Origin of the sequence: Solwaraspora sp. WMMD406, from assembly GCF_029626025.1 — a bacterium.
Taxonomy (GTDB): Bacteria; Actinomycetota; Actinomycetes; order Mycobacteriales; family Micromonosporaceae; genus Micromonospora_E.
The window spans coordinates 4,350,445-4,365,108 of the sequence record NZ_JARUBF010000001.1 but is presented as its reverse complement, the minus strand read 5'-3'; the positions used below and the strand labels follow the sequence as shown (position 1 = coordinate 4,365,108).

At 73.6% G+C, this 14,664-nt stretch carries 12 protein-coding genes; 7 read left to right on the top strand and 5 right to left on the bottom strand.

Annotated features, from left to right (window positions below):
- Nucleotides 1-112 precede the first annotated feature (112 nt).
- From O7632_RS19065 to O7632_RS19055, 3 genes are all read left to right on the top strand, one after another.
- Complete coding sequence (locus tag O7632_RS19065; protein ID WP_278116147.1) at nucleotides 113-538, top strand: Hsp20/alpha crystallin family protein; 426 nt, start codon at nucleotides 113-115, stop codon at nucleotides 536-538.
- Between the two features lie 169 nt (nucleotides 539-707).
- The gene (locus tag O7632_RS19060; RefSeq protein ID WP_278116144.1) at nucleotides 708-1,532 is read left to right on the top strand and encodes an SDR family oxidoreductase; all 825 of its coding nucleotides are present in this window, start codon (nucleotides 708-710) and stop codon (nucleotides 1,530-1,532) included.
- A gap of 99 nt (nucleotides 1,533-1,631) precedes the next feature.
- Nucleotides 1,632-2,639, top strand: a complete 1,008-nt coding sequence (locus tag O7632_RS19055) for a tyrosine-type recombinase/integrase (protein ID WP_278116142.1) — start codon at nucleotides 1,632-1,634, stop codon at nucleotides 2,637-2,639.
- Nucleotides 2,640-2,692: 53 nt separating this feature from the next.
- Here the strand turns inward: O7632_RS19055 and O7632_RS19050 are convergent, their stop codons facing one another.
- Nucleotides 2,693-3,700: a TerC family protein gene (locus tag O7632_RS19050; protein WP_278116140.1), complete on the bottom strand. Its 1,008-nt coding sequence runs from the start codon at nucleotides 3,698-3,700 to the stop codon at nucleotides 2,693-2,695.
- Nucleotides 3,701-3,823: 123 nt separating this feature from the next.
- Nucleotides 3,824-5,539 (bottom strand): acyl-CoA dehydrogenase family protein, encoded by a 1,716-nt coding sequence (locus O7632_RS19045; RefSeq protein WP_278116139.1) that lies wholly within the window; start codon nucleotides 5,537-5,539, stop codon nucleotides 3,824-3,826.
- Between the two features lie 111 nt (nucleotides 5,540-5,650).
- On the opposite strand from O7632_RS19045, the gene O7632_RS19040 reads away from it, so the two are divergent.
- A complete protein-coding gene (locus tag O7632_RS19040; RefSeq protein ID WP_278116137.1) occupies nucleotides 5,651-6,649 on the top strand; it encodes an NAD-dependent epimerase/dehydratase family protein in 999 nt (332 codons plus the stop codon).
- Nucleotides 6,650-6,707: 58 nt separating this feature from the next.
- Here the strand turns inward: O7632_RS19040 and O7632_RS19035 are convergent, their stop codons facing one another.
- The gene (locus O7632_RS19035) at nucleotides 6,708-7,391 is read right to left on the bottom strand and encodes a thymidine kinase (protein WP_278120181.1); all 684 of its coding nucleotides are present in this window, start codon (nucleotides 7,389-7,391) and stop codon (nucleotides 6,708-6,710) included.
- Between the two features lie 187 nt (nucleotides 7,392-7,578).
- Between O7632_RS19035 and O7632_RS19030 the strand changes: the two genes are divergently transcribed.
- The gene (locus O7632_RS19030; RefSeq protein ID WP_278116135.1) at nucleotides 7,579-7,989 is read left to right on the top strand and encodes a hypothetical protein; all 411 of its coding nucleotides are present in this window, start codon (nucleotides 7,579-7,581) and stop codon (nucleotides 7,987-7,989) included.
- Between the two features lie 39 nt (nucleotides 7,990-8,028).
- Entirely contained in the window at nucleotides 8,029-10,911 is a 2,883-nt protein-coding gene (locus O7632_RS19025; RefSeq protein WP_278116133.1) for an Hsp70 family protein, read from the top strand.
- A 13-nt stretch (nucleotides 10,912-10,924) separates the two neighbouring features.
- Here the strand turns inward: O7632_RS19025 and O7632_RS19020 are convergent, their stop codons facing one another.
- Nucleotides 10,925-11,974, bottom strand: coding sequence for a S1 family peptidase (locus O7632_RS19020; RefSeq protein ID WP_278116131.1), 1,050 nt, complete (start codon nucleotides 11,972-11,974; stop codon nucleotides 10,925-10,927).
- A 281-nt stretch (nucleotides 11,975-12,255) separates the two neighbouring features.
- Here O7632_RS19020 and O7632_RS19015 point away from each other — a divergent pair, with 281 nt between their 5' ends.
- A complete protein-coding gene (locus tag O7632_RS19015; protein WP_278116130.1) occupies nucleotides 12,256-13,626 on the top strand; it encodes a threonine/serine dehydratase in 1,371 nt (456 codons plus the stop codon).
- Nucleotides 13,627-13,666: 40 nt separating this feature from the next.
- Here the strand turns inward: O7632_RS19015 and O7632_RS19010 are convergent, their stop codons facing one another.
- Nucleotides 13,667-14,638 carry a cation diffusion facilitator family transporter gene (locus tag O7632_RS19010; RefSeq protein WP_278116128.1) on the bottom strand — a complete coding sequence of 324 codons (972 nt, stop codon included), beginning with the start codon at nucleotides 14,636-14,638 and terminating at the stop codon, nucleotides 13,667-13,669.
- Nucleotides 14,639-14,664: the final 26 nt, after the last annotated feature.

The following is a 14,664-nucleotide window of genomic DNA, read 5'->3' as shown; positions in this document are numbered from 1 at the left end:
GCCCGGCGGAGTTGCGCGCTATAGCTATATCTAAGTTGAGTCCGACAGGCTCAACTTAGATCGCGAGAAGGTACAACCGCGAGCGAGCTCGCACCCGTGAGGAGGTCCGACGATGTTGATGCGCACCGACCCGTTCCGTGAGATCGACCGGATCGCCGAGCAGTTCTTCGGCACCACCGCGCGTCCGGCCGTGATGCACATGGACGCCTACCGTGACGGTGACTGGTTCTACGCGGCGTTCGACCTGCCCGGCGTCGACCCGGACAGCATCGAGTGCACGGTGGAACGCAACGTGCTGACCGTCCGCGCCGAGCGCAAGCGTCCCACCGGCGACACGGTCGAACTGGTCGCCGCCGAGCGCCCGATGGGCACCTTCACCCGTCAGCTGTTCCTCGGCGACACCCTCGACACCGACAAGCTGGAAGCCGGCTACGAGGCCGGCGTGCTGACCCTGCGGATCCCGGTGGCCGAGCGGGCCAAGCCGCGCCGGGTCTCGATCAGCGTCGCAGACACCGGCCGCCGGCAGCTCGCCAACTGAGAGAACCCCGTGTGTGCGTCCCCCCGCCCGGCGGGGGGACGCACACACGGGGCGCGCGGGCAGCCGTGGCGAGCGGGGACAAAGCCGGTAAACGGGTCGCGGCGGTGCCGCCGAGGCGGCATCCTGGACCGGCAGCACCGTACCCCGACCGCGAGGAGCCGGACCGGCCATGATCGATCCCCGGTTGACCGGCCACGTCGCCGTCGTCACCGGCGCCAACCAGGGCATCGGTGCCGCCATCGCGGTCGCGTTGGCCACCCAGGGCGTGTCGGTGCTCGCCACGTACCTGCGGATGGACCCGGCCGCCCGCACCGACGACCCGTCGTTTCCCGCCCAGTACGGCCGGCTGCGCGCCCAGAGCGCGGACAGCGTCGTCGACCGGATCGTCGCCGCCGGCGGCAAGGCCGTCGCCGTCGAGGCGGACCTGGCCGATCCGGCCGTGCCGGCCCGACTGTTCGACGAGGCGGCCGCCTCCTTCGGTCCGGTCGACATCCTGGTCAACAACGCCAGCGGCTGGTTCGCCGACACGTTCCGCCCCGACAGCCGAGACCGGTTCGGCCGCCCGTTGACGGCCGTCGACGCGCACACCGTCGACCGGCAGTTCGCCGTGGACGCCCGCGCCCCGGCGCTGATGATCGCCGAGTTCGCCCGCCGGCACGTGGCCCGCAAGGCCACCTGGGGTCGGATCATCGGACTCACCTCCGGTGGTCCGCACGGCTTCCCGCAGGAGGTCTCCTACGGTGCGGCCAAGGCGGCCCAGGAGAACTACACCCTGTCGGCCGCCGCCGAGCTCGGACCGTACGGGGTGACCGCCAACACGGTCCACCCGCCGGTCACCGACACCGGCTGGGTGACCCCGGAGGTCGCGGAGGCGTTCGCCGGGTCCAGCCCGCCGCGTCGCGTCGCCCGACCCGAGGACGTCGCCGAGGTGGTCGTCCTGCTCGCCGCCCATCAGTCCCGCTACGTCACCGGTCAGGTCGTCCGGATGACCTGAGACCACAAGACCTGATACGACGATGACCTGATACGAGCAATTGATCTCCGCGCGGCGTTTCGGCGGCGTTTCGGTCGACCACTTTGGCATCCTGCTGCGATGCGCCGCAGCACCGCGCCCAGCGTCGTCGCCCGTACCTCCGCCCGTGGCCTCACACCGGCCGCGCCCGTCGACTTCACCGAGGCGTGGCTGCGTAACCGTCGGCTGTCCGAACACACCCGGGCCGCGTACCGGCGGGACATCGCCGGCTGGCTCACCTGGTGTTCCGGCGCGGACCTCGACCCACTGCGGGCGACGTTCCTCGACGTCAACGGCTTCGCCCGGGCGTTGGAGGCCAGCGTGGATCCGCGTACCGGCCGGTTGTTGACCCCCGCCACCGTGGCCCGCAAGCTGTCGGCGCTGTCCAGTTGGTACGCGTTCCTGGTGCGGCTGCGGGCGGTGCCGGCCAATCCGGTCACCGACGCCGACCGGCCCCGGGTCAACCGGGACCACTCGGCCACCCTCGGCCTGACCCCGGACCAGGTCGACGCGTTGTTCACCGCCGCGCACGCCGACCGTAAGCCGAGCGCGCCGCGTACGGTCGCGGTCCTCGCCCTGCTGGCCGACCTCGGCCTGCGGGTCGGCGAGTTGGTGTCGCTCGACGTCGCCGACCTCGGCCACGAACGCGCTCACCGCAGCGTGCGGTTCACCGGCAAGGGCGGCCGGGCGCGGCGGCGGGCGTTGGCCCCGGACACCGCCGCCGTCGTCGATCACTACCTGGCGGTACGGGCCCGCGACCAGCGGGTGCCGGTCGAGGAACTCACCGGCCCGCTGCTGGTGACCGCGACCGGGGCCCGGTTGGACCGGCACGCCGTGTTCCGGATGATCCGCCGGCTGGCCCGCGACGCCGGGCTGCCGGCCTGGGACCGGTTGTCGCCGCACTCGCTGCGGCACGCGTTCGCCACCACGGCCCGCGCCGAAGGCGTGCCGCTGGAGGACGTGCAGGACGCGATGGGGCACGCCGATCCGCGCACCACCCGCCGCTACGACCGGGACCGGCACAACCTGGACCGGGATCCGGCCTACCGGATCGCGGCGGCGCGGGCCGCCCGCGCCGCCGGCGGCTGACCACCACCGCGCCCCCGCCGTGGCGGCGGGGCGTCGGGCGGCGGCGCCCGCGGTCAGCCGTTGTCGGCGCGCTGGTCGTCGTGGGCGCGCAGCGAACCCGCGTGGGCGCGGGCGGTCGGGTCGCGGCGGACCTTGACCAGGCTGGCGACGATCGTCACGGCCAGGATGACCACGATCAGGCCCAGCGACACCAGGGTCTGCACCTCGGGCACCCGGTCGTCGAGGGTGTGCCCCCAGTGCAGGATCAGCTTGACGCCGATCAGGGCCAGGATCAACGCCAACCCGGTGGACAGGTAGACCAGACGGTCCAGCAGCCCCTTGACGAGGAAGAACAACGCCCGCAGGCCGATCAGCGCGAAGGCGTTGGCGACGAAGACGATGTACGGCTCCTGGGTGATGCCGAACACGGCGGGGATCGAGTCGAGGGCGAACAGCAGATCGGTGCTGCCGATCGCGATCAGGACGATGAACAGCGGGGTGACCACCCGCCGTCCGTCGATCCGGGTGACCAGCCGTCCGTCGACGTAGTCGGTGGACACCGGCAGCACCCGGCGGGTGGCGCGGACCAGGACGTTGTCGTCGACCTGCGGATCCTCGTCGCGGTGGCGGAACAGTTGGATCGCGGTGAAGATCAGCAGCAGGCCGAAGACCAGGAACATGAACGAGAACAGGTTCAGCAGCGCGGCACCGGCGGCGATGAAGATCGCCCGCATGACCAGCGCCGCGATGATGCCGAAGGTCAACACCTTGTGTTGGTGTTTCTCCGGTACGGCGAACGTGCTGATGATGATCACGAAGACGAAGAGGTTGTCGACCGACAGGCTCTTCTCCACCAGGTAGCCGGCGAAGTACTCGGTGCCGTAGGTGCCGCCGGCCCAGGCCATGAAGACCAGGCCGAAGACGATCGCGACCGCGACGTAGAACACCGACCAGGCGGTCGCCTCCCGGAAACCGACGGCGTGCGGGCGGATGGCCGCCACCGCCAGGTCCAAGGCGAGCAGACCGACGATGACCACGATCGTGACGGCCCAGACGCCGGGGCCTACCTCCAACGAACCCATGGTGAAGATCGTGCACCCACCAGCGGCGGCGCGCCCGCCGACACACCACTTTTCCGTTCTGGTGATCTCCGCGACGCCGTGCGTCACCGAGTCGGGAACGCGGCCGCTCCCGCGTCGCCGCCGTCACGGCCGGCTGAGCAGCTCCAGGTGCTGGTGGGCATCGACCGAGACGTCGTCGCGGCGTAACCACCGTCGGGCCCACAACCGGGCGGCGACCTCGGCGGCCTCCTGCCCGCCGGCCACGGCCTGTTCGACGAGCAGCGCGCCGGCCAGGGCGTACGCCATCCGCAGCGCCAACGGCCGTACGGCGGCCAGCGTCGCCGGCCCGCCCGGGTCGACGGTGACCGCCGCGACGGCGGACCGTAGTTCGCCGACGGTCTCGGCGAGGGTGTCGGCCACCGACGGGGCGAAGCCCCGGGCGGCGTCGGCGGCCCGGTCGAGCCGGGCCAGCAGCGGCGGCGCGGCGTCCTCGCGGACCACCGCCCGCAGTACGTCGAGGGCCAACACCGTCGTGGTGCCCTCCCAGATCGGCAGTACCTGCGCGTCGCGCAGCAGCCGGGGCACACCGGTGTCCTCCACGTACCCGGCGCCGCCGAAACACTCGACGTACTCGCTGGCGGCGGCGACCGCCAACCGGCCGGTGGCGAGCTTGGCCATCGGGGCGACCAGGCGCAGCAGCGCGGCCGAGGCCGGATCGCCACCGACCTCGACCCGGCCCAGCAGGGCGAACGCGTCACCGGCGAGGACGAACGCGCCGGCGGCGTCGACGGCCAGGGTGCCGAGCACGGCGCGGTGCGCCGGCGAATCGACGAGCCGACCGCCGGCGACGTCCCGGGCGGTGGCGTAGGCGTGCGCGTACGCCAGCCCCCGGCGCATGCCGCCGGCCGCCGCCGACGCGTTGTGCAGCCGGGTCACCACGACCAGGGTCATCGCCCTGGACAGGCCGGGTCGGGCCGGGTCACCCAGCGGCAGCGCGTACGCCTGACGCAACCCCACCTCGGCGGTCGGCAACGCCCGGGTGCCGAGCTTGTCCTTGAGTCGGTGCACCCGTATCCCGGGGGCAGGCGCGTCCGGGTCGGCGTCGGCGTCGGCCAGCGGGGAGTCGGCGGCGTAGCGGGGTACCAGGAACGGGGCGAGGTGCCGGCTGCCCGGCCCGGCGCCGGCCGGCCGGGCCAACGCCACCGCGACCGGTGCGTCGATCGCCGAGCAGAACCACTTCTCGCCGGTGAGCCGCCAACTGCCGTCACCGGCCGGGTCGGCGGTGGTGGTCGACCCGGACAGGTCCGAGCCGCCCCGCGCCTCGGTCATCCACTGTCCGCTGGTCACCGCCGTGGCCGGGTCGGTGCTGGTGAGTCGGGGCAGCCAGGAGTCGCGGACGGCCGCGTCGACGTCCGGCCGGGACAGCAGGGCCGCCGCGCCGTCGGCCATCGCGACCGGGCAGGAGAAGGTGGCCGACTCGGGGGCGTACAGGTGCAGCAGGGCGTGCTGCACGATCCGGGTGGCCGCGCCCCAGGTGGCGCGGGTCGGCGCCTGGTAGGGCAGGGCGACCAGGGCGTGTCGGGCGGCGGCGTCCCGTAGCCGCCGCCAGCCGTCGGCGGTCCGGATCCGGTCGACGCGCTCACCCCACGGCCCGTAACGGACCAGGTGGGGCGGGTGGGCTTCGGCGTCGGTGTGCGCGGCCCGCAGCGGCCCGTTGACGTCGGCGGCGAGGGCGGTGAGCCGGGTGTCGGCGGCGGCCAGCTCGGCCGCCGACAGGTGACGGCGCAGCCAGGCGTCGAGCAGCCAGTCAGTGCGGTACGGGTCCCCGGGCGCGGGTACGGGTTGGACGTATCGATCCACGATGATCCTCCTCGTCACGCACGGCGTCTACTACCCGACAGTAACCCGCTGGGATTGCGCGGAGAGCGTGACGCCTTCCGCCGCGTGCCGACGGCGGGCACAGTGGCTGGTATGCGACTGCTGATGTTGGGCGGCACCGGGTTCGTGGGCCGCTGCGTCGTCGAGGCGGCGCTGGCCCGTGGCTGGGCGGTGACCGTGGCGCACCGGGGCCGTCGACCGGCACCCGCCGGCGCGCGGGTGGTCGTCGTCGACCGGAGCGCCGCCGACGGTCTGGCCGGGCTGCGTACCGGGGAATGGGACCTGGCCGTCGACACCTGGTCGGGGGCGCCGTCGACGGTCCGCGACGCGGCCCGGCTGCTGCGCGACCGGGTCGGCCACCTCACGTACGTGTCGAGCCGGTCGGTGTACGTGTTCGCGCCACCGGCGGACGCGGACGAGGACGCCGAGGTGGTCGACGCGTCCGCCGACGACGGCGCGGACGTCGACTACGCCCGGGCCAAACGCGGCGGTGAACTGGCCGCCGTCGATGCCTTCGGGGACCGTGCGCTGCTGGCCCGCGCCGGGTTGATCCTCGGCCCGTACGAGGACGTCGGCCGGCTGCCGTGGTGGCTGACCCGGATGGCGCGCGGCGGTGACGTGCTCGCCCCCGGGCCGCGTGACCTGCCGTTGCAGTACGTCGACGCCCGGGACCTGGCCGTCTGGGCGCTCGACGCGGCCGCCGCCGGGCTGTCCGGACCGTACAACGTGGTCAGCCCGCTCGGCCACACCACGATGGGGGAGCTGCTGGACACCTGCGTACGGGTCACCGGGGCGGACGCCCGGCTGCGCTGGGCCGACCCGCAGACCATCGCGGACGCCGGCATCGCGCCCTGGACGGAGCTGCCGGTCTGGTTGCCGCCGGGTGAGCTGTACGACGCGCTGCACCGTGGTGACGTGTCCCGGGCGGTCGCCACCGGCCTGCGCTGCCGGCCGGTGGCCGAGACGGTCGCCGACACCTGGGCCTGGCTGCGCGGCCTCGACGGCCCGGCACCACTGCGGGCCGACCTGCCGCCGGTCGGGCTCGACCCGAGGCGGGAAGCCGACCTGCTGGCCCGGCTCGGCGACAGCTGATCGACGCGCCGGCCCCGCCGCGCGTACCCGCCGCCTGGCCGGCCACCCCCGTGGCGGGCTACGCGGCGGGCCCGAGGTCGCCGGCGCGGTGGTGCCGACGGCACAGCACCTGATAGCGCACCTCGGCGTGGTCGACGGTGTCACCGATGACGACCTGTTCGCCGTGCCGGGCCACCACTCCGTCGACGACCCGGGCGTTGAGCAGCCCTTGCCGCCCGCACCAGCACAGCACCTCGACCTGGATGCGGCACACCTCGTCGGCGAGTTCGAACAGTCGCCGCGCGGCCGGGAACAGCGCCGACCGGAAGTCACTGGCCAGGCCGAACGCGAACACGTCGACGTCGTAGCCGTCGACCAGGTCGGCCATCTGCTCCACTTGCGACACCGTGTAGAAGCAGGCCTCGTCGCAGATCAGGTAGTCGACGCGGGTGCCGTCGGCCCAGCGGCCCCGGACCAGCGCCACCAGATCGAGGTCGTCGGTGACCTCGATCGCCGCGTGCGCCAACCCGATCCGGGTGGTGACCTGCGGGCCCATCGACCGGTCGTTGCGGGTCAGGACCAGACCACGTCGGCCCTGCCGGGCGTGGTTGTGGTCCATCTGCAGGGCCAGGGTCGACTTGCCGCAGTCCATCGGCCCCCAGAAGAACTTCAACGCCGCGCCGTGGCGCAGCCGCCCGTCGCCGGCGGCCAGACAGGCGGTGGCCAGCGCGGACTGGTCCGCGCCGGCCGGCCCGGATGCCATCCGCGCACTGTCGTCGGTCACGACCGGGCAGCTTACTAGCCGTTACCCGGACGGCTGCCGTTCACCGCCGTGGTGGGTGACGGATCACCGTCGTTTCCGGGTGACGGATCACCGCCGTGGCGCGTCGACCGACACGACGAGCGACGGTGTCCGACGGTGTCGGACCACTGTGGCAGGATCTGCCGCCATGTTCCCCCGCACCTGGACCCTGACCCACATCGAACGTGTCATCCGCTCCGCCTGGGCCGCCGACACCTGTGACCCGGTGGACCTCGCCGACTGGCATCCGGGCAACCCCAGCCGGGGTCAGTGCGGGGTCACCGCCCTGGTGGTGCACGACCTTCTCGGTGGTGACCTGCTGCTCGGCGAGGTCCGCGTCGACGGCGACCGCACCGGCTCGCACTGGTGGAACCGGCTCGGTGTGGTCGAGGTCGACCTGACCCGGGACCAGTTCGGCCCGCACGAGCGGATCACCGCCGGTGTGGTGGTCACCCGTCCGGCCGGGCCGCCGACCCGCTGCCGCGAGCAGTACGAGACCCTGCGTACCCGGGTGCTGAAACAGCTCGGTGCCGACGTCGTGGTGGCGGCCGGCGGATAGCATGCACCGCCGGTGCTTCGGGAAAGGACAACGCAGACCGTGAACGGACCGGTACGGCTCGCCGTCGACCTGGGGACCACCCACACCGTCGCCGTGGTACGCCGGGGCGACGAACCGCCCCGGCCGCTGCTGTTCGACGGCTCACCGCTGCTGACCTCCGGGGTGTTCGTCGACGCGGTCGGCACCGTGCACACCGGCCGCGACGCGCAGCGGCTGGCCGCCGGTGAACCGCACCGTTTCGAGCCGTACCCGAAACGGCACATCGACGACGGCACGGTGCTGCTCGGTGACCGGGACCTGCCGGTGGCCGACCTGCTGGCCGCCAGCCTGCGCCGGGTGGCCGGCGAGGCCGCGATGGCCGGGGTACGTCCGCACGACGCGACGGTGCTGACCTGCCCGGCGGACTGGGGCACCCCGCGTCGGGACCTGCTGCGGGCGGCCGCCCAGCGGGCCGGGCTGGGTCCGGTGCTGCTGCTCGACGAGCCGATCGCCGCCGCCACCTACTGCGTGCGGGTGCTGGGCCGCCGGATTCCGCCGGGCGGCGCGCTGGCGGTGTTCGACTTCGGCGGCGGCACCCTGGACGTGGCGGTGGTCCGCCACGAGGCAGCCGCCGGCCGCCCGACCGGCGGACTGCGGGTGCTGGCCACCGGCGGCCTGGACGACCTCGGCGGCCTGGACGTCGACAACGCCCTGGTCGCCCACCTGGGCCAACTCGTCGCGATGCGGGATCCGCGGTTGTGGTCGCGGTTGGACCAGCCGGTGACCGCCGCCGACCGGCGGGACCGGCACGCCTTCTGGACCGAGGTACGGGCGGCCAAGGAGATGTTGTCGCGTACGTCGGTGGCGCCGGTGACGGTGCCCGGCCGCGACGACCCGATGCACCTGACCCGGGAGGAACTGGACCGGATCGCCGGGCCGCTGATCGACCGGGCGGTGGACGAGACCCGCCGGGTGCTGCAGCTCGCCGGGGTCGACCCGGCCCGGCTGGCCGGGCTGCTGCTGGTCGGCGGGGCGAGCCGGATGCCGCTGGTCGCCAGCCGCCTGCACGCCCGGCTGGGCGTCGCCCCGGCCGTTCCGGAGCAGCCCGAACTGCCGGTCGCCTACGGCGCGCTGCATCACGATCCGGCGGCGGCCGGTGCGGCCCCGTCGACCGCCACCCCGCTGTCCCCGGCCGCGCCGCCGTCGTACGCCGGCTACCCGCCACCGCCGGGCTATCCGCCACCGCCGGGCTATCCGCCACCGCCGGGCTATCCGCCGCCCACGTCCGGCGGGCCGGCGTATCCGTCGGCCCGGCCGCCGGCGGGTCACAGCCCGTCGGCGGAAACGGGCTACCAACCGCCACCGGCGCCCGGTTCCGGATGGCCGGGACCGCCGGGAAAGGTCGACCCCCCGGCCGTGGTCGGGCCGCCGCCCGTGTCGGGTCGGCGGCGCAGGCGCACCGGCCGGGTGGTCGCGACGGTCGCCGCCGCCGTGGTGCTGACCGTCGTCGCCAGCATCGGGTTGACCAGCGGTCGGCTGCTGGACCGGATCCGCGACGGTGGCGACGCCGGTGACGGCACGGGTACGTCGCTGTTCGGCTTCGGTGGCGATCAAGGCGGTGGCGGCGACACCGCCGGCGGGCTGGCCGAAACCCATCAGGTGACGCTGCCGGTCGGCACCACCCGGTCGGCGGGCACCATCGCCGGTGACCTGGCCGTGTACGCGGCGGTCAGCATCGGCGCGACCGCCGTCACCGCCCTGCCGGTCGCCGGTGGTGCCCCGACCTGGACCGCCGAGCTGGACGTCGAACCGGCCCGGTTGACGCTGACCGCCGTCGACGGGCTGCTCGTCGTCGACGCCGTCGACTCGGCCACCGACGACGGCGACGACATGCGGGTCGTCCTGGACGTCACCGACGGCACCGTCAAGTGGAAGGGCGGCTGGAACAACCGCACCGATGTGGTCTATCTCGGCACCGACGTGATCGTGGAGATCAGGGACGGCATCTACGACAACGCGGTGGCCCGGGTCGACCTGATCAGCGGTGACGAGCGGTGGCGGCGGGAGGCGCCCGAGGACGACCTGCTGATCGTCGACTCGGAGCGGATCCGGGCCGTGACCGGCTGGAGCGTCGATGGCGTCACGCCGGACGGTACCGGTGTGCTGCCCGCCGCGCACGGGCTGCGCGACAACCGGCACGCGGCGGCGGACCGAATCGTCGAACTCAGCGAAGGCGGCGGCCGGGGGGTTGTCCTGGACACCGCCACCGGGAAACCGGCCGTCAGTGGTGACCTGCCGCTGGACCACGACAGGTGGACCGTCTACGACGGGCTGGCGATCGGCAGGCTTTCCGACGACGCCTCACCGGGGCGGGACGTGCTGGCCGCCTACGACCTGGACGGTTTCGCCAAGAAGTGGGAACTGCCGTTGGCCGGCACCGACACCATCGAGTTGGTCAAGGCGTGCGGGCCGCAGCTGGTGTGCGTGGCGGTCGACGGCGGCACGTACCGGACGGTGGCGGTGAACACGGCCACCGGCGCCGAGGTGTGGTCGCGGCCCACCGAGTCCGGCACCGAGGACAACTGGTATGCCGTGGCGGACGGGATCCTCTTCGGTGATCAGACGTTCACCAGTGTCGACGAGTTCGTCCTGCTGGATTTCGCCGGCGGGCAGACCGCTGCCGCCGAGGATTTCGTGTCGGCGGTGGCGGTGTCCGGCGCGCGGGCGGCGGTGCTGAGTTACCGCTACGACCAGTCGTCGGGCAGCAGTGTTCCGCAGTTGGCGGTCTGGGAGGTGGCGACCGGCCGGCACACCGGGTCGGTCGACGTCGGCACCGACGTCACCGCCGGCCGGGTGGAGCAGGTGCTGGTCGGCGGTGACACGATCGTCGTGGTCACCGCCGACCATCAGGTACGCCTGCTGTCCGTCACCGGCCCGGCCTGAATCGGCCGGGTCGTCAGTAGACGGCCAGGCCGTAGGCGGCCAACGCCTCGGTGACCGGCTGGTGGAACGCCTTGCACGCGGCCTGGTTGCTGCCCGAGTGCAGGCCGAGGGCGGTGGTTCCGGCGAACACCGCGCCGCCGCTGTCGCCGTTGGCGGTGCACATGCTGGTCTGGAACAGACCGGTCACCAGGCCGGCGGAGTAGGCGACGGTGACGTTGACGGCGACCACCGGGCCGGTGGTGACGCCGGTGGTGCTGCCGCTCTTGCTGACGATCTGTCCGACGTACGGGTTGCCGGCGCCGGTGATGTCGCGGGTCGTGCCGTCGTACATGTTGACGACGCCGGGCCGGTTGGCGTTGGCGTCGTTCCAGCGGACCAGGCCGTAGTCGTTACCGGGGTAGCTGGTGGCGATGGTGGTGCCGGCGTTGGCGACCCCGTCGATGGTCCAGTGTGTCCGGGTGGTGGTGCAGTGCCCGGCGGTGAGGAACATCGGCTGGTTGGTGGCGTCGACGACGTTGAAGCCGAGGGAGCAGCGTCCGTTGGAGTAGATCGGGTCGCCGCCGGCGGCGGTGGTCTCCAGGACGCCGGGGAGGCGTTCGACGCGGACGGCGTCGCCGTAGCGGGCGGCGACCGCTTCGACGCGGGCCAGCCGGGCACCGGTGACGGTGGCGTCGACCGAGACGACGACCTGGTTGGTGACCGGGTCGGCGTACCAGGCGGTGCCGGTGACCGTGGCGGCCTGGCGGGTCAACGCGGCCGTGACCCGGTCGAGGTCGGCGGCGCCGCGTCGCACGACGCGCGCGACGCCGCCGGCGGCCCGGACCGTCCAGGCGGCGGTGTTGTCGGTGACGGTGACGACCATGCGGCCGGTGGTCGTGTCGCGGTAGGTGCCGGCGGAGCGGTCGCCGAGCCGTTCGACCAGGGCGAGCGCCGCCTCGCCGCCGAGTTCGGTGGCGGGGCGCGGCGCGGCCGAGGACGGGCTGGCGAGCAGACCTCCGACGAGTACGGCGGCAGTGGTCAGGGTCGCGCCGATGGCGCGGACCGACACGGGTATGGACCTCACACAGTCCTCCTGCGGGGGGTGGTCATGATCGTGTCCGGTAAGGACGATCACCATCATCACCCCAGGTCCCGGCCGGCACAGGAGGCCCAACGCCCAGTGAACGTGGACCGTCCGGGTGGATCTTGTCGCCGAATCCGCCGGGGGCACTGAGGAGTGTGGTGATGAGGCGTGGTGACTCGCGGCCCCGGCGCCGGCCCGGTCGCCGCGCTCGGCGCCGCGGTCGCCGCACTGGTCGGCCTGGCGGCGTTCCTGGCCGCGCAGGGCCTTGACCAGGACGATCAGTGGACGGGGCGCTGGCGCTGTTCCTCGGGGGTGGCGGCACCGGCCGTGCAGGCGTGGGCGTGTGGTCGGCGTCGGCGCGGGTCACGACGACACCGACCGCCCGGACCGGCCAGGCCGGGTCGGACACTCCGGACGGGCCAGGCGGGCAGGTCGGCGGCGAAATCTGCCGGGCTGGGATCTGTGAGCACACCGTACGCCGTTGTCTCGACGCACCGGCCGGCTCCTGGGACGGCACCATCAACGGCCTGTACGGGCTGCCGGCGGGTACCGACATCTGCCTGACCGACGGTGTGTCCGCCGCGGCGTTGATCACCATCGAGCGGGTGCCGGACGTGGTGGCCCGTACGATCAGTGCGGTACACCCGCTGGACGCTGGCGGGCTGAGGAGTCGACGGCATGGGGGAGCGGCGATGATCGAGCTGGCGCGGATCGAGGCGGCGGCAGGGCTGATCGCCGACCATCTGGTGCGTACGCCGACCGTGCCGAGCCCAGGGCTGTCGGATCTGCTCGGCGTACCGGTGACGGTGAAGCTGGAGCTGCTGCAGCGGACCGGGTCGTTCAAGGCGCGGGGCGCGACGGCGAAGCTGCTGAGTCTCGACGACGCGCAGCGGGCGGCCGGTGTGGTGGCGGTCAGTGGCGGCAACCACGCGATCGCGGTGGCGGTGATGGCCCGCGCCCTGGACGTGAAGGCGACGGTGGTGATGCCGCGGTCCGCGCCGGCGCGGGCGGCGGAGATCTGCACCGCCGCCGGGGCGACCCTGCGGCTGACCGACGACATGTCGGCGGCGTTCGCGTTGATGGACCAGTTGCGCGCCGACGGGTTGACGCTGGTGCATCCGTTCGATGACCCGGTCGTGGTGGCCGGGCAGGGCACGGTCGGTCTGGAACTCGCCGACGACGCCCCCGAGCTGACCGATGTGCTGGTCAGCATCGGCGGCGGCGCGTTGATCTCCGGGGTCGCCGCCGCGTTGCGGGCCCGCCGGCCGCAGGTGCGGATCTGGGGGGTGGAGACCGTCGGCGCGCAGGCGATGTCGCGGGCCCGGGCGGCGGGCGGGCCGGTGCCGGTGGAGTTGTCGTCGATCGTGTTGACGTTGAGCGCGCCGATGGTGTCGGCGCTGACGTACGACCACGTCACCGAGCTGGTGTCCGAGGTGCTGGTGGTCTCCGACGCCGAGGCCGTACGCGGCACCCTGGAGTTGGCCGAGCACGGCAAGGTGTGGGCGGAGCCGGCGGCCGGGTGTCTGCTGCCGGCGGCCCGTCAGGTGATCGACCGGGTCGGTCCGCAGACCCGGATCGGTCTGGTGGTCTGTGGCGGCAACTCGACCGTCGCGGACGTGACCGGCTGGGCGGCCCGGTTCGACCTACGGTGAGCGCCGCCGACCCGGCGAGCCGGTCTGCGGCTGGTGCCGGTCAGCGGGCGGCGCGGCGGCGGTGGGACAGCGTGACGTGGTGGTGGGCGCCGGCGTGTCCGGCCGGGTCGGTGTGCACGCTCGCCGACCTCAGTCTCGGTACGGCGTGGGTGAGTTGGTGTTCGGCGTCGGCGGCCACCTCGTGCGCGGCGATCAGGGTCAGGTCGGCGTCGACGACGAGGTCGGCTTCGGCGTGCAGCCGGTGGCCGATCCAGCGCAGCCGTACGGCGGTGACGTCGCGGACGCCGGGCACCGCGCGCAGGGTCGTTTCGGCGGTGTCGACCAGTTTGGGGTCGACGGCGTCCATCAGTCGCCGGTAGACCTCGCGGGCGGCGTCGCGCAGCACGTACAGAATCGCGACGGTGATGGCGAGGCCGACGAGCGGGTCGGCCCACTGCCAGCCGGCCGCCGCGCCACCGGCGGCGGCGACGACGGCCAGCGAGGTGAACCCGTCGGTACGGGCGTGCAGGCCGTCGGCGACCAGCGCGGCGGAGCCGATGCGCCGGCCGACGCGGATCCGGTAGCGGGCGACGAGTTCGTTGCCGGCGAAGCCGACGACGCCGGCGGCGGCGACCCACGGCACGTGGGTCATCGGCTGCGGGTGCAGCAACCGGTCGACGGCGGTCCAGCCGGCGGCGATCGCCGATCCGGCGATGACGGCCACGATGACGATGCCGGCGATGTCTTCGGCGCGGCCGTACCCGTAGGTGTAGGCGCGGGTGGCGGCGCGGCGGCCGACCAGGAACGCGACGGCCAGGGGTACGGCGGTGAGGGCGTCGGCGACGTTGTGCAGGGTGTCGCCGAGTAGCGCCACCGAGCCGGAGGCGGCGACGATGACGGCCTGGGCGGCGGCGGTGGCGGCGAGGATCGCCAGGGAGATCCAGAGGGCGCGGAGTCCGGCGCGGGACGATTCGAGGGAGTCGTCGACCTTGCCGGCGGTGTCGTGGGTGTGCGGGGTGACCTGGTGCAGCACCCGCCGCCACCAGCTTCGCGGCGTCG